Annotated in this window: 16 protein-coding genes and 1 riboswitch; of the genes, 3 read left to right on the top strand and 13 right to left on the bottom strand. The window is 71.4% G+C overall.

The window, feature by feature from the left end; all coding sequences use genetic code 11:
• Window positions 1-57 precede the first annotated feature (57 nt).
• The 4 genes from ACFYY6_RS25695 to ACFYY6_RS25680 all read right to left on the bottom strand — a co-directional run bounded on the left by ACFYY6_RS25695 (window position 58) and on the right by ACFYY6_RS25680 (window position 5,925).
• Window positions 58-708 carry a thymidine kinase gene (locus ACFYY6_RS25695; protein WP_351516317.1) on the bottom strand — a complete coding sequence of 217 codons (651 nt, stop codon included), beginning with the start codon at window positions 706-708 and terminating at the stop codon, window positions 58-60.
• A gap of 236 nt (window positions 709-944) precedes the next feature.
• A complete protein-coding gene (locus tag ACFYY6_RS25690) occupies window positions 945-2,132 on the bottom strand; it encodes a nucleotide pyrophosphatase/phosphodiesterase family protein (RefSeq protein ID WP_351623889.1) in 1,188 nt (395 codons plus the stop codon).
• Complete coding sequence (locus ACFYY6_RS25685) at window positions 2,132-2,728, bottom strand: DUF5998 family protein (RefSeq protein ID WP_073789878.1); 597 nt, start codon at window positions 2,726-2,728, stop codon at window positions 2,132-2,134. Before ACFYY6_RS25685 ends, ACFYY6_RS25690 begins: the two co-directional genes overlap by 1 nt.
• Window positions 2,729-2,922: 194 nt before the next feature.
• Window positions 2,923-5,925, bottom strand: coding sequence for a GNAT family N-acetyltransferase (locus tag ACFYY6_RS25680; RefSeq protein WP_351623891.1), 3,003 nt, complete (start codon window positions 5,923-5,925; stop codon window positions 2,923-2,925).
• A gap of 172 nt (window positions 5,926-6,097) precedes the next feature.
• On the opposite strand from ACFYY6_RS25680, the gene ACFYY6_RS25675 reads away from it, so the two are divergent.
• Window positions 6,098-6,379, top strand: coding sequence for an HPr family phosphocarrier protein (locus ACFYY6_RS25675; RefSeq protein WP_073789882.1), 282 nt, complete (start codon window positions 6,098-6,100; stop codon window positions 6,377-6,379).
• A 272-nt stretch (window positions 6,380-6,651) separates the two neighbouring features.
• Here ACFYY6_RS25675 and ACFYY6_RS25670 read toward each other — a convergent pair whose 3' ends face one another.
• The 3 genes from ACFYY6_RS25670 to ACFYY6_RS25660 form a co-directional block, all read right to left on the bottom strand.
• Window positions 6,652-7,443, bottom strand: a complete 792-nt coding sequence (locus ACFYY6_RS25670; protein ID WP_386607549.1) for a M23 family metallopeptidase — start codon at window positions 7,441-7,443, stop codon at window positions 6,652-6,654.
• A gap of 12 nt (window positions 7,444-7,455) precedes the next feature.
• A riboswitch (cyclic di-AMP (ydaO/yuaA leader) is annotated at window positions 7,456-7,625 on the bottom strand.
• A 402-nt stretch (window positions 7,626-8,027) separates the two neighbouring features.
• A complete protein-coding gene (locus ACFYY6_RS25665; protein ID WP_389195386.1) occupies window positions 8,028-9,410 on the bottom strand; it encodes a M16 family metallopeptidase in 1,383 nt (460 codons plus the stop codon).
• A 26-nt stretch (window positions 9,411-9,436) separates the two neighbouring features.
• Entirely contained in the window at window positions 9,437-10,810 is a 1,374-nt protein-coding gene (locus tag ACFYY6_RS25660) for a pitrilysin family protein (protein ID WP_351516311.1), read from the bottom strand.
• 282 nt (window positions 10,811-11,092) lie between these two features.
• Between ACFYY6_RS25660 and ACFYY6_RS25655 the strand changes: the two genes are divergently transcribed.
• The gene (locus ACFYY6_RS25655; protein ID WP_351623895.1) at window positions 11,093-13,543 is read left to right on the top strand and encodes a DNA topoisomerase IV subunit A; all 2,451 of its coding nucleotides are present in this window, start codon (window positions 11,093-11,095) and stop codon (window positions 13,541-13,543) included.
• A 55-nt stretch (window positions 13,544-13,598) separates the two neighbouring features.
• Here the strand turns inward: ACFYY6_RS25655 and ACFYY6_RS25650 are convergent, their stop codons facing one another.
• Window positions 13,599-14,840, bottom strand: coding sequence for a GTP-binding protein (locus ACFYY6_RS25650; RefSeq protein ID WP_351516308.1), 1,242 nt, complete (start codon window positions 14,838-14,840; stop codon window positions 13,599-13,601).
• A 21-nt stretch (window positions 14,841-14,861) separates the two neighbouring features.
• Window positions 14,862-16,022 (bottom strand): citrate/2-methylcitrate synthase, encoded by a 1,161-nt coding sequence (locus ACFYY6_RS25645; RefSeq protein ID WP_351516307.1) that lies wholly within the window; start codon window positions 16,020-16,022, stop codon window positions 14,862-14,864.
• 108 nt (window positions 16,023-16,130) lie between these two features.
• Between ACFYY6_RS25645 and ACFYY6_RS25640 the strand changes: the two genes are divergently transcribed.
• The gene (locus ACFYY6_RS25640; RefSeq protein ID WP_389195340.1) at window positions 16,131-17,456 is read left to right on the top strand and encodes a citrate/2-methylcitrate synthase; all 1,326 of its coding nucleotides are present in this window, start codon (window positions 16,131-16,133) and stop codon (window positions 17,454-17,456) included.
• Between the two features lie 118 nt (window positions 17,457-17,574).
• Here the strand turns inward: ACFYY6_RS25640 and ACFYY6_RS25635 are convergent, their stop codons facing one another.
• The 4 genes from ACFYY6_RS25635 to ACFYY6_RS25620 form a co-directional block, all read right to left on the bottom strand.
• Window positions 17,575-19,167 carry a cation acetate symporter gene (locus ACFYY6_RS25635; RefSeq protein WP_386607551.1) on the bottom strand — a complete coding sequence of 531 codons (1,593 nt, stop codon included), beginning with the start codon at window positions 19,165-19,167 and terminating at the stop codon, window positions 17,575-17,577.
• Entirely contained in the window at window positions 19,164-19,607 is a 444-nt protein-coding gene (locus ACFYY6_RS25630) for a DUF485 domain-containing protein (protein WP_351623992.1), read from the bottom strand. Before ACFYY6_RS25630 ends, ACFYY6_RS25635 begins: the two co-directional genes overlap by 4 nt.
• Before the next feature lie 131 nt (window positions 19,608-19,738).
• Window positions 19,739-20,608 (bottom strand): LuxR C-terminal-related transcriptional regulator, encoded by an 870-nt coding sequence (locus ACFYY6_RS25625; protein WP_389195337.1) that lies wholly within the window; start codon window positions 20,606-20,608, stop codon window positions 19,739-19,741.
• A 157-nt stretch (window positions 20,609-20,765) separates the two neighbouring features.
• The gene (locus ACFYY6_RS25620) at window positions 20,766-22,886 is read right to left on the bottom strand and encodes a type IIA DNA topoisomerase subunit B (RefSeq protein WP_386607553.1); all 2,121 of its coding nucleotides are present in this window, start codon (window positions 22,884-22,886) and stop codon (window positions 20,766-20,768) included.
• Between the last annotated feature and the right edge of the window lie 232 nt (window positions 22,887-23,118).

Raw genomic sequence — 23,118 nt, 5'->3', positions numbered from 1 at the left:
GTCATCCTAAGCACCCGCGCCGCGGGCCCCGGGAGGACGGGGCTGCCCGAGGGGAGGTCAGCCCGAGGTGACCGGCAGCACGTCGGGCGACAGGGCGGCCGCGCGCGCCGTCGCGCTCGTCATCCGCCTGCGATGGTGACGACGGCACAGGACCTCGTACCCGACGGTCTCGGCGGCCACGCCCACGTCGCCCACCACGACCTGCTCGCCGTCGACGACCATCTCGCCGCCCACCGTGCGAGCGTTGTGGGTGGCCCGCGCTCCGCACCAGCACATCGCCTCGACCTGGAGCGTCTCGACCCGGTCCGCCAGCTCGATCAGCCGCTGCGAACCCGGGAAGAGCCTGGTGCGGAAGTCCGTGGTGATGCCGAACGCGAAGACGTCCAGGTCCAGGTCGTCCACGATCCGGGCCAGTTGGTCGATCTGCTCGGGGGCGAGGAACTGCGCCTCGTCCACAATGACGTAGTCGGCCTTTCCGCCCTTCGACATCTGGGCCACGAGGTAGGCGTACAGGTCCATGTGCGGTGCGGCCTCGACCGCTTCCGTCACCAGTCCGAGACGGGAGGAGAGCTTTCCCTCGCCCGCGCGGTCGTCCCGGGTGAAGATCACGCCCCGCAGTCCCCTGGCCGACCGGTTGTGCCCGATCTGCAGCGCCAGCGTGCTCTTTCCGCAGTCCATGGTGCCGGAGAAGAAAACCAGTTCGGACATCAGTGGAGCACAATCTTCCGGATCGAGGCGGAGCGCCGGAGGGACCCGCTGACCGGCCGGTACCGGCGCGGCGCGATCCGTTCGCGGGGCGACGGATGCCCGAGCACGACGGCGCGCCCTGCGCGGTCCGTCGCACCGGAGGAGAACACGGGCTCGGGCATGGGGAACTGAGGGCCTTTCGGACGCGGTGGGGCGGTCGGGCGGATCGAGACGGAGACGTCCCTGCGCGGGAGCGGCTACGAGCGTACTTCGAGCAGGGGCACGAGCTGCTCGGTGGGGGTCATCGAGCCGTGCATGCCGACCATCGCGGACTCGTGCGGTTCGTTGACCGAGGCGGTGATCACCACGTCGTCGTGGGCCGCGGCGACGACGTCGCCGATCCTGCCGTGGACACGTTCGTCGATCGTCGGGCCGAACCATCCGGCCTCGATCGCCTCGTCCCGGCTCGCCACCCAGAACTGCTCGCCGAGCACTTCGCGCCAGACGGCCAGGACGTCGTTCTCGGCGCCGGGGACGGCGTACACGTGCCGGGCCCGGCCCTCGCCGCCGAGCAGCGCGACGCCCGCGCGCAGTTCCCAGTCCTCGTCGAAGTCGATGCGCGACCGCTCGTCGAAGGGGATGTCGATCATGCCGTGGTCGGCGGTGATGTACAGCGCCGAGCGGGGCGGGAGCTGTTCGGCCAGGCGCCGGGCCAGGCCGTCCACGTGCATGAGCTGTCCGCGCCAGGCGTCGGAGTCGACGCCGAAGCGGTGGCCGTTGGCGTCGACCTCGCTGTAGTACGTGTAGACGAGCGACCGGTCGCCCGCGGCGAGGCGTTCGGCGGCGACGTCCATCCGTTCCTCGCCGGTCAGCCGGCCGAGGAACGTGCCGCCGCTGAGCGCGACCTGGGTGAGCGGGGTCCGCTCGAAGGCCGGCGCGGAGACCTGGGCGGTGCGCACCCCCGCGGCGTCGGCGAGCGCGAAGACGGTGGGGTGCGGCTGCCAGACGGCGGGCGGGGTCCACGGCTGCCAGCGGAGCTGGTTCATCAGCTCGCCGGTGTCCGGATCGCGCACGGTGTAGCCGGGCAGGCCGTGCTCCCCCGGCGGGCGTCCGGTGCCGACCGAGGCCAGTGACGTCGCCGTGGTGGCCGGGAAGCCCGCCGTGACCGGACGGCCGGTGCCGCCGCGAGAGGTGGGGAGCAGCGAGTGCAGGAAGGGCGCCTCGTCGGGGTGCGCCTCGATCTGTTCCCAGCCGAGGCCGTCGATCAGGAAGACGCAGTTCCGGTCCGCCGGGGCGAGTTCGGGGATCGTGGCGGTGAAACCGGGCACGCCCTGCCCGGCGACGAGCGTGGGCAGCAGATCGGCGAGGGAGCCGCTGCCGTACTCGGGGACGGGAGCGGTGTCGACGTCGAGCAGGACGGGGTCCTGCCAGGCCGGCTGAGCCATCAGCGGCCGGTCGCCGCGGTCGCGGCCGTGGCCTCGGAGAGGGACTGCGCGAAGGCGAGGGTCTGGCGCACGGTGTCCGGGCCGTCCCCGGCCTCGCTCACCCGCAGGCTCAGGTCGTCGGCCGTCGAGTTGCCGGTGTAGCCGTGGTCGGCCTCGCAGTTGGGGTCGCCGCAGGCCGCCGGTTCGAGATCGATGCGGGAGACCGCACCCCAGCCGATGGTGAGGACGACTTCGCGGGGCAGCGTGCCCGGCACGTACTTCTCGGGGTTGGCCACGACCCGGCTGACCACGACCGACGAGATGCGGTCGAGCTTGACCGATTCCGTCGAGGTGGTGGCGTACGGCGACGGGGAGGTGGTGTCCGCGTTCTGCTCGTCGGTGTGGCTGACGATGAAACGAGTGCCCGTGAGGACCAGGACCGTGACGTGGCGGCGCACCTCGTTGGAGTCGAAGGTGGTCTCCTGGTGGACCAGGTACGAGGCGACGGGCTCACCGCCCACGGCGGCTTCCACCGCCTCGGCCACGAGGGCCGGGTAGTAGCCACTGCGCTCGATCGCCGCGCGCAGCCCCTGGGTCGTCGTACCGGTCTTAGCCATGGGCACCATCCTACGGGGGGCGGATGACTGCCGGGGACGTCGTACGGCGGCCCGGACCGGGGACAAGGTGGTCCGCGCTCTCGTGGGGGCGGGGCGGTGAGGACGGGAGGGTCCCGGCCCGGCCGGCGGCGGGAACGCCCCGGCCCGGTCCCGGTCCTCTCGGCGACGGGAACGTCCCGGCAGCGGCCGTCCGGTCAGTAGTTGGGAAGGCGGCGGGGGCCGAGGTCGGTGCGGGGCGGCGGCGGGGAGAGCCGGACGCTCGCGCCGAGGACGGCCAGCCCGTGGGTGGCGACCACGACCGGTTCCAGGGCGACGGAGACCACCTCGGGGTGGTCGTCGACCAGCCGGGACACCCGCAGCAGCAGTTCTTCGAGCGCCGCGGTGTCCACGGGTGCCGCGCCCCGCCAGCCGAACAGCACGGGGGCCGCCCGGATGGACCGGATCAGCTCGGCGGCGTCGCGGTCGGTGGCCGGAACCAGGCGGTGGACAGTGTCGCCGAGGAGCTCGGAGGGCGCGCCCGCGAGCCCGAACGAGAGAACGGCGCCCGCCGCCGGGTCGATCGAGGCCCGTACGACGGTGTCGACCCCGCGCGGCGCCATGGCCTGGACGACGGGCTGGAGTTCGGCGGGCCTGCCGAGCAGGTCGGTCAGCTCGCCGTACGCGCGGCGCAGCGCGTCCTCCCCCGCGAGGTCCAGCCGCACACCGCCGAGATCGGCCCGGTGACGCAGATGGGGCGCGGTGGTCTTGAGCGCGACGGGATAACCGATCCGTGCCGCGGCGGCGACGGCGGCATCCGGGTCGGGGGCGGGCAGTGTCGGCCGTACGGCGATGCCGTAGCGGCCGAGGAGCTCGCACGCCTCGTCGGGCGTGAGCTGTCTGCCGCGCGGGGCGGGGTCCGGGCCGAGAAGGGTGTCGATCAGCTCGGCGGTACCCGACTCGTCGATGGTGTCGTCGAGGAACTCGGGCACCTTGCCGGGTACGGCGGCCTGCCGCCGCCACTGCGCGTACCGCACCGACTCGGCCAGGGCGCGTACGGCCCGTTCGGCGGCGGGGTAGGCGGGGATCCGGCCCGCGCGGCCCTCCGTTCCCGGTCCGGCCGTTCCGTTGCCGTCCGTTCCCGGTCCGTCCGTTCCCGGTCCGGCCGGGGTGGGCCGGGCGCCCCGGCCGTTCTGACCGTCCTGGCCGTTCGGCGCTTCCCGGGTGCCCGTGGCTCCGGCGGGCGCGGAGGCGGACACGGGCGGAGTGGTCGCCGGCCGTGCGGTCCCGGGCCGGGTGTCCGCGGGCTCCCTGGGCGTGGAGGACGGCTTCGCCGGGCGCGGCGCGACCGTGCCGCTGGCCACGGCCAGGGCCTCCGCCAGCCCGCCGATCTCCACGTGGACGACGGCCACGGGCTTGGCGGGGCCGGTGGCCGCCGCCGCGCGGAGCGCGGTCGCCAGGACCTCTCCGCCACCGTTCTCCGCCTGGCCGTCCTCGCCCACCCAGGGGATCGCCGTAACGATCACCGAGTCGCAGTCGTCGTCGGCGAGGGCCTCGGTCAGGGCGTCCCGGAAGTCCTGCGGCGTCGCGGCGGTGGTGAGGTCGAGGGGCGGCCGCGGACGCAGACCCTCGGTCAGGCAGGCGTCGTAGGTGAGCAGGCCCAGCGACTCGGAGTTGCCGAGGATCGCGACCCGGGGGCCCGCCGGGAGCGGCTGGTCCGCGAGGAGGAGACCCACGTCGACGACCTCCGTCACCGTGTCGACGCGGATCACGCCCGCCTGCCGCATGAGGGCGGAGACCGTCGCGTCCGGGATCCGGCTGACGGGTACGGCGTGGCCGGGCGGGGTGGCGCCGGTGTGCCGGGCCCCCTTCACCACGACCACGGGCTTCACGGCCGCGGTGCGCCGGGCGAGCCGCATGAACTTGCGCGGGTTGCCGAACGATTCGAGGTACAGCAGGGCGACGTCGGTGTCCGGGTCCTCATACCAGTACTGCAGGAAGTCGTTGCCCGAGATGTCGGCCCGGTTGCCCGCGGAGATGAAGGTGGAGAGCCCCGCACCCTGCCGGTAGAGCCGGGAGAGCAGGGCGATGCCGATCGCCCCGGACTGGGTGAACAGACCGATACGGCCCCGCTTGGGCGGCTCGGGGGCGAGGGAGGCGTTCAGCCGGACGGCCTCGGCGTTGTTGATGACGCCGAAGGCGTTCGGGCCGATGATCCGCATCCCGTACGAGCGTGCCTGGCGGACGAGTTCGCGCTGCCGGTCCCTGCCCTCGGCGCCCCACTCGGCGTATCCGGCGGAGAGGACGACGAGACCCTGGACGCCGTGCTCGCCGCAGTCGGCCACGGCCTCCGGTACGCGCTCGGCGGGGACGGCGACGACCGCGAGGTCCACCGGTTCGCCGATCTCGCCGACGCGGCGGTGGGCGGGGACGCCGTCGATGGTGTCCTGGTCGGCGGCGAAGGAACGATTCACGGCATACGTACGGCCGGTGAATCCGGCCGCGAGGAGGTTACGCAGGACCGTGCGGCCGACACCGCCGGGCGTCCGGCCGACACCGATGACGGCCACGGACCCGGGGGCGAGCAGCCGTTGCACGGAGCGCGCCTCGGCCCGCTGCTCACGGCCGCGCTGGACGGCGAGGGACTCGGCCGTCGGTTCGAGGTCCAGGGTGAGGTGGACGGAGCCTTCCTCGAAGCTCCGCTGCTGGGTGTAGCCGGCGTCCCGGAACACCTTGATCATTTTGGTGTTGGCGGGGAGCACCTCGGCGACGAAGCGGCGGATGCCGCGCTCGCGGGCCACCGCGGCGATGTGCTCCAGCAGTGCCGACGCCACTCCCCGGCCCTGGTGCGCGTCCTGGACCAGGAAGGCGACCTCCGCCTCGTCCGCGGGCGCGGAGGCGGGCCTGCCCCGTCCGTCGATCCGGTCGTAGCGGACGGTCGCGATGAACTCGCCGCCGACCGTGACCGCGAGCCCCACCCGGTCGACGTAATCGTGATGGGTGAAGCGGTGCACGTCCCTGGCGGACAGCCGGGGGTACGGGGCGAAGAAGCGGTAGTACTTCGACTCGTCGGAGACCTGCTCGTAGAAACTGACCAGGCGTTCGGCGTCGTCCGTGGTGATGGGCCTGATCCGCGCGGTGCCTCCGTCACGGAGGACCACGTCCGCTTCCCAGTGGTCGGGATAGACGTGACGCGGACTCTGCTCCGTCGAGGACTGCATGGGCACAGACTAAGGCTCGTCCACCACTCGCGTAGCCGCCGGGCCCGGGGCAGTCTGAGGGGGGCCGAACGGCGTTGCGGCACCGCTCGTGGGTGTTCGCGGGTCGGCCGGAGCACCGCGCACCGCATGAGAGAGTGGTCTAGACAACTATTGATTCATGAAGGGCAGAACCATGGCTGAGCGCCGCGTCAACGTCGGCTGGGCCGAGGGCCTGCACGCCCGCCCCGCTTCCATATTCGTCCGCGCCGCCACGGCGTCCGGCATCCCCGTGACGATCTCCAAGGCCGACGGCACCCCGGTGAACGCCGCCTCCATGCTCGCGGTGCTCGGGCTCGGCGCGCAGGGCGGCGAGGAGATCGTGCTCGCGTCCGAGGCGGACGACGCCGAGGCCGCCCTGGACCGCCTGGCGAAGCTGGTCGCGGAGGGGCTCGACGAACTCCCGGAGACCGTCTGAGCCACGTTCCGGATCTCCGGGATTCCCGCTTCCGGGACTTCCGGGGTTCGGCACGGGACCGATTCCCGCGAAGGAGCCGCGGTGCCGCCCACCGGCACCGCGGCTCCTTCGTCTTCCGGCCCCGGGATTCCTTCCCGGCCCCGGGCGCCTCTTCCCGGGATCCGGGACGGTCGCGCAAGGGACGGGTCCGGCTGACGGGGCGACCCGGACATGCAGAAGGCCCCGGCGTGCTGCCGGGGCCTTCGGGAGGCGGTTCGCGGGTCGGCCGTCGGTCAGAGGGAGACGCCGTGGGCACGCAGATACGCGACGGGGTCCATGTCGGATCCGTAGGAGGGCGTGGTCCGGGCCTCGAAGTGGAGGTGCGGTCCGGTGGAGTTGCCGGTCGAGCCGGAGAGGCCGATCTGCTGGCCCGCGCCGACGCTCTGGCCGACACGGACACCGATCGACGAGAGGTGCCCGTACTGCGTGTACGTGCCGTCCGTCATGCGCAGCACGATGTTGTTGCCGTACGCACCGCCCCAGCCGGCCTCGACGACCGTACCGGCTCCGACTGCGACGACGGAGCTGCCGGACGCGGCGTGGAAGTCGATGCCCGAGTGGCTGCCGGAGGACCAGAGCGAACCGCTGGACTTGTAGCCGGTGGTGACGTAGGAACCGGCGACCGGAAGCTGGAAGAGGCCCAGCCGGGTGCGCTCGGCGGAGCGGGCGGCACGCGCCTTCTCGGCCCGCGCCTCGGCGGCACGCTTCGCCTCGGCCCGGGCACGCTTCTCGGCCTCGGCCTTGCGCTGCGCCGCCTCCTTCGCCTCGGCGATGAGGTCGGCCCGGTGCTGCTGCGCGTCGGCCTGGGCGTCGATCCGGTCGGCGATGACGTCCTGGATGGCGATGACCTGGTTCAGGCCGGTCTCGCCGACCGCGGAGGTCTCGGCGTCCGCGGCGAGGGCCGGGGAGGCGGCGCCTGCGATGACGCCGGTGGTGGCCAGCGCCGCGACGCCGGCGATCCTCGCGCTGCCGCGCGTCAGTCGGCCGGGGGCACGATGCTTCCCGGTGGCACGGGTGAACGCCATGAAGTGGCTGATCCTTTCCTTCCCTCTCGCCTACCGGGTTAGCTGACGGGTTCGGAGCAGGAAGGTCTCCTACGGAGGCCCCGGCCTCACCGAGGCTCAGGCTTCCGATTCACCCCAGGGACTTCATTGGGTCCCCGGCTCCCCAGGGCTCACGCCCGGCGGGGACTCGGCGATGGCTGTCCGGTGCGTCGCGGTCGCGACATACGAGTGGCCGGCAGCCCGGTCGACGCTAAGCGCGAGCACATTCGTTCGCCAAACGGACAAGCCGTTTTGTAGCGCATGCCACAGGACGTACGGGCAACCCGGCGACCGGAACCGCACATGGGGAAGACCCCGGCGAGACATCGCTCACAGGGGCCTTCGACGCCCGCGCGCCCGGCCGTCGGACCGGCCGGGCCGGTCGGGCCGCACCCGTTCGGCACCCGGAACGGCCCGGTCTGCGGCTGTCCTCCGACACCTGCCCCGTACGGGAACGGGGCACCGGACGCCCGGCCGTCGGACCGGCGGGGCCGGGACGCCAGAGGTCCGGACGGTCCCCGGCGTCTTCGCCCGGGAAGGCCGCCGGGACCGTGACGGCACACCGCTCAGCCGGCGACCACCGACACCTCACCGATGCCCAGCGCCCGGACCGGCTCCTCGATCCGGGACGCGTCGCCGACGAGGATCGTCACCAGACGGTCGCCCGGGAAGGCGCTGACCACGGCCGCGGTCGCCTCGACCGTGCCGGCCTCCGCGAGCCGGGCGTACAGGTGGGCCTGGAAGTCGTCCGGGAGGCGCTGCTCGACCTGGTCGGCCAGCGTGCCCGCCACGGAGGCAGCCGTCTCGAACTTCAGCGGCGCGACGCCCACGAGGTTCTGCACCGCGGTCTCGCGCTCCTCGTCGGTGAGCCCCTCGGCCGCGAGCGTCCGCAGGACCGTCCACAGATCCTCCAGCGCCGGTCCGGTCGACTCCGTGTCCACCGATCCGCTGATCGCGAGCATGGCGGCGCCGGTCGCGCCCGTGACCGAGTCCGCGGCCGACGACCGCAGCACCTGCGCGAAGGCGCGGACACCGTAGGTGTAGCCCTTCTCCTCGCGCAGCACCCGGTCCAGCCGGGAGGTGAGCGTGCCGCCCAAGCAGTACGTGCCGAGCACCTGGGCGGGCCACACGCTGTCGTGCCGGTCCGGTCCGATCCGGCCGATCAGCAGCTGCGTCTGCACCGCGCCCGGACGGTCCACGATGACCACCCGGCCGGTGTCGTCGGCGGTGATCGGCGGGGCGGGGCGAGGCTCGACGGTGTCGCCCGACCAGTCGCCGAGCGTCTCGGCGAGCAGGGCCTCCAGGTCGATGCCGGTCAGGTCGCCGACGACCACGACGGTCGCCGCGGACGGCCGGACATGGGCCTCGAAGAAGGCGCGCACCGCCCCCGCGTCGATCCGTTCCACCGTCTCCTCGGTGCCCTGGCGCGGCCGGGACATCCGCGACGCGGCCGGGAAGAGCTCCTTGGAGAGCTGCTTGGCGGCGCGGCGCGCCGGGTTGGCCTGCTCGTGCGGGATCTCGTCGAGCCGGTTGCGCACCAGCCGTTCGATCTCGCTCTCGGCGAAGGCGGGGGCCCGCAGCGCCTCGGCGACCAGTCCGAGCGCCTTGGCCAGCCGGGAGGCCGGGACCTCCAGGGAGACCCGGAGGCCGGGGTGGTCGGCGTGCGCGTCGAGCGTGGCACCGCAGCGCTCCAGCTCGGCGGCGAACTCCTCGGCGGTGTGCTTGTCGGTGCCCTCGGACAGGGCCCGCGCCATGATCGTGGCCACGCCGTCCAGGCCCTCCGGCTCGGCGTCCAGGGGGGCGTCGAGGACGATCTCGACCGCCACCACCTGCTGGCCGGGGCGGTGGCAGCGCAGCACCGTCAGGCCGTTGGGCAGCGAACCGCGCTCCGGCGCGGGGAAAGCCCAGGGGCGTGCGACGCCGGGGGCCGGCTGGGGGTGGAACTGCATCGAAACTCCAGTCGCGGCGGCGTCGGTCACTTGTCCGCTCCTTCGTGCGCGTCGGTGTCGTCGGCGTCGGTCTCGTCGGTATCCGCGGAATCGGCCGGTTCGACCGGTTCGTAGGCCAGCACCGCCCGGTTGTCGGGCCGCAGCCGGGCCTTGGCGACCGCCTGGACCTCCTCCGCCGTCACGTCCAGAACCCGCTGCACCGCGGTCAGGGCGAGCTGGGGGTCGCCGAACAGCACGGCGAACCGGCACAGTTCGTCGGCGCGGCCCGCGACCGTACCGAGCCGGTCCAGCCACTCGCGCTCCAACTGGGCCTGGGCGCGCTCCATTTCCTCGGGCGTCGGACCCTCGGCGGCGAACCGGGCCAGCTCCTCGTCGACCGCCGCCTCGATCCGCGGCACCTCGACACCACCGGAGGTCTTGACGTCCAGCCAGCCGAGCGACGGGGCGCCCGCCAGCCGCAGCAGCCCGAATCCGGCGGCCACGGCCGTCCGGTCACGGCGGACCAGGCGGTTGTGCAGCCGCGACGACTCCCCGCCACCGAGCACGGTCAGCGCGAGGTCCGCCGCGTCGCACTCGCGGGTGCCGTCGTGCGGGAGCCGGTAGGCGGCCATCAGCGCCCGCGCCGGGACCTCCTCGCGCACCTCCTCGCGCAGCTGCTCGCCGATGACGTCGGGCAGCGTGCCGTCGCGCGGGGGCCGCTTCCCGTCGTGGGAGGGGATGGAGCCGAAGTACTTCTCGATCCAGGCGAGCGTCTGCTCGGGGTCGATGTCGCCGACGACCGACAGCACCGCGTTGTTCGGCGCGTAGTACGTACGGAAGAAGGTGCGCGCGTCCTCCAGCGTCGCGGCGTCCAGGTCCGCCATCGAGCCGATCGGGGTGTGGTGGTACGGGTGTCCCTCGGGGTAGGCGAGCGCCGTCAGCCGCTCGAACGCCGTGCCGTAGGGGACGTTGTCGTAGCGCTGGCGGCGCTCGTTCTTGACGACGTCGCGCTGGTTCTCCATCGACTCCTCGTCGAGCGCGGCGAGGAGCGAGCCCATCCGGTCCGCCTCCAGCCAGAGGGCCAGCTCCAGCTGGTGCGCGGGCATCGTCTCGAAGTAGTTGGTGCGCTCGAAGCTGGTGGTCCCGTTGAGCGAACCGCCGGCGCCCTGCACCAGCTCGAAGTGTCCGTTCCCCTTCACCTGGCCGGAGCCCTGGAACATCAGGTGCTCGAAGAGGTGAGCCAGACCGGTGCGTCCCTCGACCTCGTGGCGCGATCCGACGTCGTACCAGAGGCAGACCGCGGCGACCGGGGTCAGATGGTCCTCGGAGAGCACCACGCGCAGGCCGTTGGCCAGGCGGTGCTCGGTCGCTGTCAAGCCGCCGGAACCGGCCTGGGCTGTGGCCGTGTGACCCATGGGCATGTACGTCCCTTCGATCGCGATACTGGTTTTTCTGCGTGACCTGCCACTGTAAGCAAGCGGACCGACACCTGGCGAAGTTCCCATACCGCGGAAGTTCGCGTGAAAGAGGGGCGCACCACCCGGCGCACGCGCCTCTTTCACCGCTCCGGGGCCCTTCCCGGCGGAGTCGAGAGGGCCGGTTGGGACGGGGCGAGGTCGGCATTGTCGGTGCGGAGGTCCACAATGGTCCGCGTCAGAACCTGAGGTTGCCCGAACAGAATCCGTGAAGGAGTCGCAGCAGCGATGGCCCGCCGCAGCACGAAGACCCCGCCGCCGGACGACTTCGAGGAGAACATCCTCGACATCGACGTCGTCGACGAAATGCAGGGCTCCTTCCTCGAGTACGCGTACTCGGTGATCTACTCACGGGCCCTGCCCGACGCCCGTGACGGTCTGAAGCCGGTGCACCGACGCATCGTCTACCAGATGAACGAGATGGGCTTGCGCCCCGACCGCGGCTTCGTGAAGTGCGCGCGGGTCGTGGGCGAGGTCATGGGCAAGCTGCACCCGCACGGCGACGCGTCGATCTACGACGCGCTGGTCCGGCTGGCGCAGCCGTTCTCCATGCGTCTCCCCCTGGTCGACGGCCACGGCAACTTCGGTTCGCTCGGGAACGACGACCCGCCGGCCGCCATGCGGTACACCGAGTGCCGGATGGCCGACGCGACGTCGTTGATGACGGAGTCGATCGACGAGGACACCGTCGCCTTCCAGGCGAACTACGACGGCCAGGAGCAGGAGCCCTCCGTCCTCCCGGCCGCGTACCCGAACCTCCTGGTCAACGGGGCGTCCGGGATCGCGGTCGGCATGGCGACCAACATGCCTCCGCACAACCTGGGCGAGGTCGTCGCCGCCGCCCGCCACCTCATCAAGCATCCGGGCGCGGACCTGGAGACGCTGATGCGGTTCATCCCCGGTCCCGACCTGCCGACCGGCGGCCGGATCGTGGGCCTGGGCGGCATCAAGGACGCGTACGCCGGCGGGCGCGGGACGTTCAAGATCCGTGCGACGGTGTCCGTGGAGAACGTGACGCCGCGCCGCAAGGGCATCGTCGTCACCGAACTGCCCTTCGCCGTCGGCCCGGAGAAGGTGATCGCCAAGATCAAGGACCTGGTCTCGGCGAAGAAGCTCCAGGGCATCGCGGACGTGAAGGACCTGACCGACCGCGAGCACGGTCTGCGCCTGGTCATCGAGGTGAAGAACGGCTTCGTACCCGAGGCGGTGCTGGAGCAGCTCTACAAGCTGACCCCGATGGAGGACTCCTTCGGGATCAACAACGTGGCGCTGGTCGACGGGCAGCCGCTCACGCTCGGCCTGAAGGAATTGCTGGAGGTCTACCTCGACCACCGCTTCGACGTGGTGCGCCGGCGCAGCGAGTTCCGGCGCGGCAAGCGCCGCGACCGTCTCCACCTGGTCGAGGGCCTGCTCGTCGCGCTGCTCGACATCGACGAGGTCATCCGGCTCATCCGGTCCAGCGACAATTCGGCGCAGGCCAAGGCACGGCTCATCGAGCGCTTCTCGCTGAGCGAGATCCAGACGCAGTACATCCTGGACACGCCGCTGCGCCGACTGACCAAGTTCGACCGGATCGAGCTGGAGAGCGAGCGGGACCGGCTCAACAAGGAGATCGACGAGCTGACCACGATCCTCGAGTCGGACGCCGCGTTGCGCAAGCTCGTCTCGTCGGAACTGGCCGCGGTCGCCAAGAAGTTCGGTACCGAGCGGCGCACGGTGCTGCTGGAGTCGGCCGGTACGCAGGTCGCCTCGGTGCCGCTGCAGGTCGCGGACGACCCGTGCCGGGTGCTGCTGTCGTCGACCGGTCTGCTGGCGCGTACCGCCAACGACGACCCGATCGTCTTCGCCGAGGACGCCAAGCGGGCCAAGCACGACGTGATCGTGTCCGCGGTGCCCGCGACCGCCCGGGGCGACATCGGGGTGGTGACATCGACGGGACGGCTGCTGCGGCTCGCGGTCATCGATCTGCCGCAGCTGCCGGACACGCACGCGGCGCCCAATCTTTCCGGCGGGGCGATGGTCTCGGAGTTCCTCACGCTGGGGAGCGACGAGGAGGTCGTCTGTCTGACCACGCTGGACGAGACGTCCCCCGGTCTGGCGCTCGGCACCCTGCAGGGCATCGTCAAGCGGGTGGTGCCGGACTACCCGGTCAACAAGGACGAGCTGGAGGTCATCGCCCTCAAGGAGGGTGACCGGATCGTCGGCGCGGCCGAACTGCGCACGGCCGAGGAGGACCTGGTCTTCATCACGTCCGACGCGCAGTTGCTGCGCTACCCGGCGGCGCAGGTGCGACCGCAGGGCAGGCCCGCAGGCGGCATGGCGGGCATCAAGCTCGCGGCGGGCGTCTCGGTGATCTCGTTCACGGCGGTGGATCCGGCCGCGGACGCGATGGTGTTCACGGTGGCGGGTTCGCAGGGCATGCTGGACGACTCGCTGCTGACGTGCAAGCTCACCCCGTTCGACCAGTACCCGCGCAAGGGCCGGGCCACCGGCGGGGTGCGCTGTCAGCGGTTCCTCAAGGGGGAGGACGCCCTGGTCTTCGCCTGGGCGGGCCCCGCGCCCGCGAGGGCCGCCCAGAAGAACGGCGCGCCCGCCGAGCTGCCGGCGCCGGACCCCCGGCGCGACGGTTCGGGTGCGCCGCTGGCCAAGCCGGTCGCGTCGGTCGCGGGACCGGTGTAGCCCCCTCGTCAGGCCCGGCGACGGCGGTGCGACGACGGGGCTCGTGCCCCTTCCGTCACCAGCCGTCCTCGTCGGGCCGTCGCACGTACCGCAGGACGCCCCACATGCTTCGGTCATGTGCGGCGTCCTGCGCCGTGTCCGGGCCCGGCGCGTCCGGCACGTCAGGGATCGAGGCGCCCGGAATCGAGGTGCCGGAGTCCGGTGGGCCGGCCGGCGGTGTGTCCCGGGTCCACGTGTCCGTCTCGCGGCAGTCGGTCAGCTCCTTGTGCAGGGCCTCCGCATCGATGCCCGAGCCGATCAGCACGAGTCGGGTGAGGCGTGGTTCGTCGCGTGCCCACGGCTGCGGCTCGAACCGCAGGAACCGCCCGACCGCGTGCAGCACGTACTTGTTGGCGCGATCGCCCGCGCCGAAGTCGACGAATCCCTTGATCCGGTAGAGCCCCTGCGGCCGGGAGTCGAGGAAGTCCAGCAGCCTGCGCGGGTTCATGGGCACGTCCGCGGTGAAGGACACGCTCTCGTACGCGGCATGCAGATGGTGCTCGTGCCCGGCGTCGGCCTCCGCCTCGGCCCGCTCCGCCAGCAGCAGGTCCTCGAAGGTGAGCTGGCGCGCCTTCTCCTCGCCGTCCGGGCGCAAGGAGGGGTCGAAGAGCAGCTCGGGATCGACGCGTCCGTACGTGGCGCAGATGACGGCACCCGCGCCGCCGCCCGGGGACCCGCCGGTGCCCGCTGCGGATCCGTCGCTGCCCGGGGCGCCGGCCGTGGCGACGGCCTCACGGATGCGGGCCAGTTCGTCGTCCCCGACCCGGTCGGTCTTGTTGAGGACGACGAGATCGGCGACGGCGAGATGGCGGTCGATCTCCGGGTGGCGGCGCCGGGTGGCGGCGAACTCCGCCGCATCCACGACCTCCACCAGACCGCCGTACATGACGCGCGGATTCTCGCTGGCCAGGAGCATGCGGACGAGCTCCCGCGGTTCCGCCAGTCCGCTGGCCTCGATGACGATCACGTCGAGCCGGGCCGAGGGCCGGGTCAGCGTCTCCAGAAAGGAGTCGAGTTCGCTCGCGTCGACCGCGCAGCACAGGCAGCCGTTGCCGAGCGAGACCGTCGAACCGACCTGTCCCGAAACCGTCATGGCGTCGATCTCGATCGAACCGAAGTCGTTGACGATCACGCCGATCCGGTTGCCCGCACGGTTGCGCAGGAGGTGGTTGAGCAGTGTCGTCTTGCCCGACCCCAAGAACCCCGCGAGGACGATGACCGGAATCTGCTGCGTGCGGGGCGGGGACGGGGGGTTCAACGGGGACCTTCCTCCGGGTCGTCAGGGCGCCGGGACCGGCTGCGGCGGCGGTGTGCCGACGTAACGGGCCGCCGGGCGGATGATCTTCGTGTCCTCCGCCTGCTCCAGGATATTGGCGCTCCAGCCGATCACCCGCGCCGCACAGAACGTCGGGGTGAACATCTCGCGCGGCAGCCCGCACAGCTCCATGACGACCCCGGCGTAGAACTCCACGTTGGTGTGGAGCTCGCGGCCCGGCTTGAGCTCGGCGAGGATCGCCTCGACCTGCCGCTCGACCTCGACGGCGAGATCGACGAGCGGGCCGCCGAAGCTCCGGGCGATGGTACGGAGCATGCGGGAACGGGGGTCCTCGGTGCGGTAGACGGGATGGCCGAAGCCCATGATCCGCTCCCCCGCGAGCACCCGTTCGCGGATCCAGCCGTCGATGCGGTCGGGGGTCCCGATGGCGTCCAGGGTGTCCAGGGCGCGGCTGGGTGCCCCGCCGTGCAGCGGCCCGGAGAGCGCGCCGACGGCCGCCACCAGGCAGGCGGCGGCATCGGCGCCGGTGGAGGCGACGACCCGGCCCGTGAAGGTGGAGGCGTTGAAGCCGTGGTCGATCGTGGAGATCAGGTACTGCTCCACGGCCCTGACGCGTGCGGCGTCCGGCACGGAACCGTCGAGCATGTACAGGTAGTTGGCCGCGTACGGCAGATCGTCGCGGGGCTCGACCGGTTCGAGGCCGCGGCCGAGCCGGTGCAGGGCGGTGAGCACGGTCGGAACGGCGGCGCAGGCGGCCAGGGCGTCGTCGCGACGCCGGTCGGCGTCGATGTCGTACACCGGCCGGAAGTGCGCCGAGGCGCCGAGGAGGGACAGGGCGGTGCGCAGACCGGCCAGCGGGCCGGATACGGATCCCGCCCGGGCTATGGCGGGCAGGGCCTCGCGCACCTCCGCGGGCAGTCGTCGCAGCGCGGCGGTCCGGGCGGTGAAACCGTCCCGGGCCGCGGCATCGGGCAGGTCGCCCTCGAACATCAGGTGCCAGACGTCCTCGAAGCTGCGGGTGCGCGCCAGCTCGATCGCCGAGTACTGCCGGTAGTGGTAGAAGCCCTCGCCGCCCCGGACATCGCCGAGAGCCGTGTCCGTGACGACGACACCCGCGAGGCCCCGGGGTACGTCGAGCGGCCTTCCGCCGGTCGTGGTCTGCATCGTTTCCTCCATGGGCGTACCGCCGAACCATCGATATTGATTCGACCATTCATGATTGACTTCAATCCTGTCAACGTTGATTGAATCAATATGTATACGGTTGATGACATGAAGGATCAGGCAGTCCGGGAAGACGCCCCGGACACGGCGGCAGCACGGCGGCTCAGCACGAAGGAGACGGCCGACCGTCTCGGGGTGAAGCCCGAGACGGTGTACGCGTACGTCAGCCGGGGCCAGCTGAGCAGCAGACGTGCCCCCGGCGGACGCGGCAGCACGTTCGACGCCGCGGAGGTGGACGCCCTGGCCCGGCGCTCGGGCCGCCGCGAGTCCTCCGTGGCCGGCGCCGGTGACCTGGTATTCCGCACCGGCATCACGCTGATCGAGAGCGACCGCTACTACTTCCGTGGCGTCGACGCCACGGAACTGGCGCTGCGCCACTCCTACGAAGAGGTCGCCGAGTGGCTCTGGACCGGTGTCCTGCGGCCGGGGATCCGTTTCGCGGCGCCCGCCGAGGCACTGGCGGCGGCGCGCCGGGCGGTCGGCGCGCTGCCCGCCCACAGCGGTTCGACGGACCGGTTGCGGGTGGCCGTCGTCGCCGCGGCGACGGCCGATCCGCTCCGCTTCGACCTCTCGCGCGAGGCGGTGATCGCCGGTGCGCGGAGCCTGATCCCGACGCTGGTCCGCGCGTTGCCCGCGGTGTCCGGCGTTCCTTCGACCGCCGACGACTCGGGACGGACCTCCGGCGAGGAGGAAGGGACATCGGGCAAGGAGGACGGGCTCGCCCGGCTGTTGTGGCCGAAACTCACCGCGCGCCCGGCGGACGGGCCGTCGGTCGCCGTGCTGGACGCCGCGCTCGCCCTGCTGATCGACCACGATCTCGCGGCCTCTACGCTGGCCGCCAGGATGGCCGCGTCCGCCCACGCCCATCCGTACGCGGTGGTCTCCGCGGGCCTCGGGGTGCTGGAGGGCCCGCTTCACGGGGCGGCGAGCGGTCTGGCGCACCGGATGCTGACGGAGGTCCTGGAACGGGGCAGCGCCGTCCCGGTGGTCGCGGACCAGCTGCGCACCGGCCACGGAGTGCCGGGACTCGGTCATCGGCTCTACGCCTCCGAGGACCCGCGGGCACAAACGCTGTTCGCCCTGCTCGCGGACGTCCCCGAGGCCGCTCCCGCACTCGCCGCCGCGCACGACGTGGTCGCCACGGCCGCCCGCCACGCACCCCTGCACGCCAACGTCGACCTGGCGCTGGCCGTGCTCTCGGTCTCCTGCGGCATGTCCGCGGAGGCGGGCGAGACAGCGTTCGCCGTGTCGCGCACAGCGGGCTGGATCGCGCACGCGCTGGAGGAGTACGGGGAACGGCCGTTGCGCATACGGCCCAGCGGGCAGTACGACGGCCCGCGTCCCCCGCAGCCGCTCCCCTCCGCCGAGCGCTGACCGGCGATCGGCCGCCGTGCTGAACGACGACCGACCGGCGAAGGCCCGACCGGGGTGAACGACGGCCGGAGGCCCCCACGGGTCGCGCGGCGCCGGAGGCCCGCGATGTGGCCGGCGGCTACACCGCTCCGGCGCCGGTGAGCGCGCGGACCTCGGTCTCCGCGTGCTTGGCGGCATCGGATGGCTCGGCGGAGGTCACCGTTCCGGCCCAACCGGCCAGGAATCCCAGTGGGATGGAGACCAGACCGGGGTTCTCCAAGGGGAAGAAGTGGAAGTCGACCCCGGGGAAGAACGAGGCCGGGCTACCGGAGACGACCGGTGAGAACACCACGAGGAGGACTGCGGGTATCAGCCCTCCGTAGATCGACCAGACCGCTCCCCTCGTGGTGAAACGCCGCCAGAACAGGGAGTAGAGCAACGCCGGGAGGTTGGCCGAGGCAGCCACGGCGAAGGCCAGCCCGACCAGGAACGCCACATTCAGGTTCTGCGCGACCAGACCGAGCCCGATGGCCGCCAGCCCGATCCCGGCCGCGGCGACCCGGGCCACGGTGACCTCGCTGTACTGCTTGGAACCGGGAGTCCTGAGCGAGGCGTAGAGGTCGTGGGCGACGGAGGCGGAGGACGCGAGGGTGATCCCCGCGACGACGGCGAGGATGGTCGCGAAGGCGACGGCCGCCACCACGGCGAACAGGATCGTTCCCGCGGTGGAACCCTCGCCGCCGCCGAGGACCAGGGCCAGCAGCGGCACCGCCGTGTTCCCCGCGGCGTTCGACGCCCGCACGTCGGCCGGCCCGACCAGTGCCGCGGCCCCGAAGCCGAGCGCGATGGTCATCAAGTAGAAGCCGCCGATGAGCCCGATCGACCAGACGACCGACCTCCGGGCCGCGCGGGCGGTGGGCACGGTGTAGAACCGCGACAGGATGTGCGGCAGGCCCGCCGTACCGAGCACCAGAGCCAGGCCCAGGCTGATGAAGTCGACGCGCGCCGTCCAGGTTCCGCCGTACAGGAGACCGGGCGAGAGGAAACTGCTTCCGTGTCCGCTGCGCCGGGCCGCGGAGTCGAGCAGTGCGTTGATATCGCCGTGGAAGCGGACCAGGACGAGAACGGTGAGCACGACCGCTCCCGCCATCAGCAGCACGGCCTTGACGATCTGGATCCACGTGGTGGCACGCATTCCGCCGAAGGAAACGTAGATCACCATGAGCGCTCCGACACCGATGACGGTCCAGGACCGGGCGTCACCGCTCGTACCTCCGAGGAGCAGGGCGACGAGGCTGCCCGCGCCGACCATCTGAGCCACCAGATAGAGCAGGGAGACGGTGACGGACGACATGCCCGCGGCGATCCGCACCGGGCGCTCCGCCATGCGCGCCGCCACCACGTCGGCGAGCGTGAACCGGCCGCAGTTGCGGACCAGTTCGGCGATCAACAGCAGAACCACGAGCCAGGCGACGAAGAATCCGACCGAGTAGAGCATGCCGTCGTAGCCGAAGAGGGCGATCAGACCGGAGATGCCGAGGAAGGACGCCGCGGACATGTAGTCGCCCGCGATGGCGAAACCGTTCTCCATCGGGGAGAACAGCCGGCCGCCCGCGTAGAACTCCTCGGCCGAGCCGTGCCGGTTGCGGCTCACCCAGGTGGTGATGGCGAGCGTCACCACGATGAAGACGCTGAAGAGCACGAGCGCCAGCGTCTGGTGGTTCCCGCTCAACGGCCCGCCTCCCGTGTCATCTCCTGTGTCTCCCAGCGCAGTTCGAGCGCGGCGCGGTCCCTGCGCAGCCGTGCGTGTCGTACGTACGCCCAGGTGAGGAGGAACGTCGTCAGAAACTGCCCGAGACCCGCGACCATCGCGACATTGACCGCCCCGGCCACCGGACGGGACATCAGCCCGGGCTCGGTGATCGCGACCACGACATAGGCGAGGTACCAGGTGAGGAAGGCGAGTGTCGCGGGGAGGACGAAGCGCCTGTACCGGCGGCGCACCTCCTGGAAGGCTTCGCTGCGCTGCACCTCCAGATAGATCTCGGCCGCCCTGTTGCCGCGGTGCGGGGCAGCAGGACCGGGTGGCCCCGCGGGTGCGAACCTCCCCGCCCCGTCCAGCTCGCCCCAGCCGGAGGCAAGCGCGTCGTACCACGGGTCGTCGAGCCGCACCGCCGCGGCGTCAGGCCCTGCTTCCTTCTCCACCGAACAACTCCCCTTGTCCACGGACCACTTCGGCCGCGTACCCAACAATGGGCGGATTGGGAAGATCTCGGGCAGTTCATTCGCCGGTGTTCACCTGATCAGGTGAACACCGGCCCGGATGGCCGCGCGAAGCCCCGAACGTACGCATAGCGAACGGCCTGTGCACGGTCACGCACCCCGGCCTTGGCGAAGAGGTTGTTGATGTGACTCTTCACCGTGGCCTGCGAGATGTGCAGTCTGCGTGCGATCTCCGGGTTGGACAGCCCATCGGCGATCAGGACCAGCACCTCCACCTCACGCGGTGTCATGCCGTCGGGCAGTTGCGGATCGGGAGACGCCTCGGGCGGAGGTGGCTGTGTGGAGACGTGTTCCAGCAGCCGCCGCTGCACGGACGGCGAGAGTCCGGCCTCCCCCGACAGCACCGCCTGGATGGCCCGCACGATCTCCTCGCCCCCGGCGTCCTTGGTGAGATAGCCCCGGGCCCCCGCCCGCAGCGCGGGGAAGAGCGAGTCGTCGTCCGCGAACGTCGCCCGCCACATCAGCACACCGCCGCGCGCCGCCAGGGTCACGGAGAGAGCCAACAGCAGTGCGGAACTGTTCTGCCGTATGCCCACCAGCGTGGCAGCCCCGTACAGGGACGCCCTCAGTGCCAGTCCGCATGCCCGGACGAAGACGGTCGCCCCGCCGCCCTTGGCCCACGACGAGCCGTCCGCACCACGCCACAGGCGGCAAGTCCAGCCCCAGGCGGCACCGGTCATCAGCGCCACTGCCAGTTCCGCGCACAGGAACACCACGGCCGACGCCGCGTGATGCGGACCGACGAGTCCGGGCTCCCGCAGCGATATGACGAGGAGGACGCCCGGCAGGACCCAACAGCGCCCGTCGTCGGAGATCCGCTGTGCCGAGAACTGACGGACCACGACGGCGACGACGACAATGGTCGCCAGGACATCGGCGAACCCCGGCATGACCGCCTCCGTGATGCGGGAAGATCGGACGTCTTCGACGCTACGGAATCGACCGGGTCGCGGGATCGGCTCAGGGGTTGATCACGGGTGGAGATGCCGTCTCCACCCACGGGTGGAGAGCCCGGACGGTGGAGGCCCCGGGTGGAGACGGCAGCGCTCAGGCGTCGATGCGCGAGCGGTCGAGGGTGGCCGCCGAGCTGGTGATGAACTCCTTGCGCGGAGCCACTTCGTTCCCCATCAGCAGATCGAAGACCTGCTCGGCCGCTTCCAGGTCGCCGATGTTGATCCGCCGCAGCGTGCGGTGGCGGGGGTCCATCGTGGTCTCCGCCAGTTGGTCGGCGTCCATCTCGCCCAGACCCTTGTAGCGCTGGATCGAGTCCTTGTACCGGATGTTCTTCCGCTGCAGCTCCAGCAGCCGCTGGCGCAGTTCGTTGTCGGAGTACGTGTAGATGTACTTGTCCTGGCCCTTCTTGGGCTGGACGAGTTCGATCCGGTGCAGCGGCGGCACGGCGGCGAAGACCCGGCCGGCCTCGACCATGGGCCGCATGTAGCGCTGGAACAGCGTCAGCAGCAGGATGCGGATGTGCGCGCCGTCGACGTCGGCGTCCACCAGCAGGACGATCTTCCCGTAGCGTGCGGCGTCGATGTCGAAGGTCCGTCCGGACCCGGCTCCTATGACCTGGATGATCGCGCCGCACTCGGCGTTCTTCAGCATGTCCGAGACGGACGCCTTCTGCACATTGAGGATCTTGCCCCGGATTGGCAGCAGTGCCTGGAACTCGCTGTTCCGGGCGAGCTTGGCCGTACCGAGCGCGGAGTCGCCCTCGACGATGAAGAGTTCGCTGCGGTCGACGTCGTCACTGCGGCAGTCGGCGAGCTTCGCGGGCAGCGAGGAGGACTCCAGTGCCGTCTTCCGACGCTGGGCGTCCTTGTGCTGACGCGCGGCGATGCGGGTGCGCGCGGCTGCCACCGCCTTGTCCAGAACCGCCCTGGCCTGTGCCTTCGCGTCGCGCTTCGTCGAGGTGAGGAACGCCTTGAGCTCCTTGGCCACGACGTTGGCGACGATCCGGTTGGCCGCCGAGGTGCCGAGCACCTCCTTGGTCTGGCCCTCGAACTGCGGTTCCGCCAGCCGCACGGTCACGACCGCGGTGAGCCCCTCCAGCGCATCGTCCTTGACGATGTCGTCCTCGGCGACACGGAGCAGCTTGGCGGACCGCAGCGCTTCGTTGATGGCCTTGGTCACGGAGCGTTCGAACCCGGTGACGTGCGTGCCACCCTTGGGGGTGGCGATGATGTTGACGAAGGACTTGACGGTGGTGTCGTATCCGGTGCCCCAGCGCATGGCGATGTCGACCCCGAGTTCACGGGTGACCTCGGTCGCCGTCATGTGTCCGCGCTCGTCCAGGACCGGCACGGTCTCCTTGAACGTGCCCTGCCCGGACAGGCGGAGCACGTCGCAGACCGCCTTGTCCTGGGCGAGGTACTCGCAGAATTCGCTGATCCCGCCGTCGAAGTGGAAGGTCTCCTCCGACTTCCCCTCGCCGTCGAGACCGCGCTCGTCGCGCACGACGATCGTGAGGCCGGGCACGAGGAAGGCCGTCTGCCGCGCCCTCTGGTGAAGCGTCTCCAGGCTGAGCTTGGCGTCCTTGAGGAAGATCTGCCGGTCGGCCCAGTAGCGCACCCTCGTGCCGGTGCGGGCCTTCGGCACCCGCTTGCCCTTGATCAGACCGTTGGCCGGGTCGAACGGGCTGTCCGGCCCCTGCTCGGTGAAGATCCCGGGCACTCCGCGCCGGAAGCTGATCGAGTGGGTCGCGCTGTTCCGGTCGACCTCGACGTCGAGCCGGGCGGAGAGGGCGTTGACCACGGAGGCGCCCACGCCGTGCAGTCCGCCCGACGCGGCGTACGAACCGCCGCCGAACTTTCCGCCGGCGTGCAGCTTCGTCATCACGACCTCGACGCCGGACAGGCCCGTCTTCGGCTCGACGTCGACCGGGATCCCGCGGCCGTTGTCCCTGACCTCGACGGAGTTGTCGTCGTGGAGGACGACATCGATGCGGTCGCAGTAGCCGCCCAGGGCCTCGTCGACGGAGTTGTCGATGATCTCCCAGAGGCAGTGCATGAGACCACGGCTGTCCGTGGACCCGATGTACATGCCAGGACGCTTGCGAACCGCTTCGAGCCCTTCGAGTACGAGGAGATGCCGCGCGGTGTAGTTGGAACCGTCTCGGTCTGCTCCGGTCAGCAGCGCAGTGGACGGCACGGACGTATCGGCGGTCACGCGGTTCGCTCCTCGCTGAATTTCTTTTTGGGGCCCAGTGGGCAAGGGGTTCGGCTTCGGTCGCCGCTGAGAGGGTACCGAGGCCTGGTAGAGCGGTTGTCACGCCACCCTCCGAGAACCCTCACACTAGTCCAGCCTCGCATACACGTTCGATCCCTCGGAGGAGTGACGCGCACATCACGTTCCCTTCCAGGCATGAACCATTTAGGCTCCGGGCACGTCCTCATGAACA

Source organism: Streptomyces sp. NPDC001750 (assembly GCF_042892615.1).
Taxonomy (GTDB): Bacteria; Actinomycetota; Actinomycetes; order Streptomycetales; family Streptomycetaceae; genus Streptomyces.
Note: the sequence above shows the minus strand (reverse complement) of the source record. Positions and strands in the feature narration are given on the sequence as shown.

What these genes read in the sequence shown, in the direction of transcription:
- ACFYY6_RS25675 (WP_073789882.1), top strand. Translation starts at nt 6,098, where the DNA reads ATGGCTGAGCGCCGCGTCAACGTCGGCTGGGCCGAGGGCCTGCACGCC.
- ACFYY6_RS25680 (WP_351623891.1), bottom strand. Translation starts at nt 5,925, where the DNA reads ATGCAGTCCTCGACGGAGCAGAGTCCGCGTCACGTCTATCCCGACCAC.
- ACFYY6_RS25645 (WP_351516307.1), bottom strand. Translation starts at nt 16,022, where the DNA reads ATGCAGACCACGACCGGCGGAAGGCCGCTCGACGTACCCCGGGGCCTC.
- ACFYY6_RS25640 (WP_389195340.1), top strand. Translation starts at nt 16,131, where the DNA reads ATGAAGGATCAGGCAGTCCGGGAAGACGCCCCGGACACGGCGGCAGCA.
- ACFYY6_RS25690 (WP_351623889.1), bottom strand. Translation starts at nt 2,132, where the DNA reads ATGGCTCAGCCGGCCTGGCAGGACCCCGTCCTGCTCGACGTCGACACC.
- ACFYY6_RS25685 (WP_073789878.1), bottom strand. Translation starts at nt 2,728, where the DNA reads ATGGCTAAGACCGGTACGACGACCCAGGGGCTGCGCGCGGCGATCGAG.
- ACFYY6_RS25660 (WP_351516311.1), bottom strand. Translation starts at nt 10,810, where the DNA reads ATGCCCATGGGTCACACGGCCACAGCCCAGGCCGGTTCCGGCGGCTTG.
- ACFYY6_RS25670 (WP_386607549.1), bottom strand. Translation starts at nt 7,443, where the DNA reads ATGGCGTTCACCCGTGCCACCGGGAAGCATCGTGCCCCCGGCCGACTG.
- ACFYY6_RS25695 (WP_351516317.1), bottom strand. Translation starts at nt 708, where the DNA reads ATGTCCGAACTGGTTTTCTTCTCCGGCACCATGGACTGCGGAAAGAGC.
- ACFYY6_RS25665 (WP_389195386.1), bottom strand. Translation starts at nt 9,410, where the DNA reads ATGCAGTTCCACCCCCAGCCGGCCCCCGGCGTCGCACGCCCCTGGGCT.
- ACFYY6_RS25655 (WP_351623895.1), top strand. Translation starts at nt 11,093, where the DNA reads ATGGCCCGCCGCAGCACGAAGACCCCGCCGCCGGACGACTTCGAGGAG.
- ACFYY6_RS25625 (WP_389195337.1), bottom strand. Translation starts at nt 20,608, where the DNA reads ATGCCGGGGTTCGCCGATGTCCTGGCGACCATTGTCGTCGTCGCCGTC.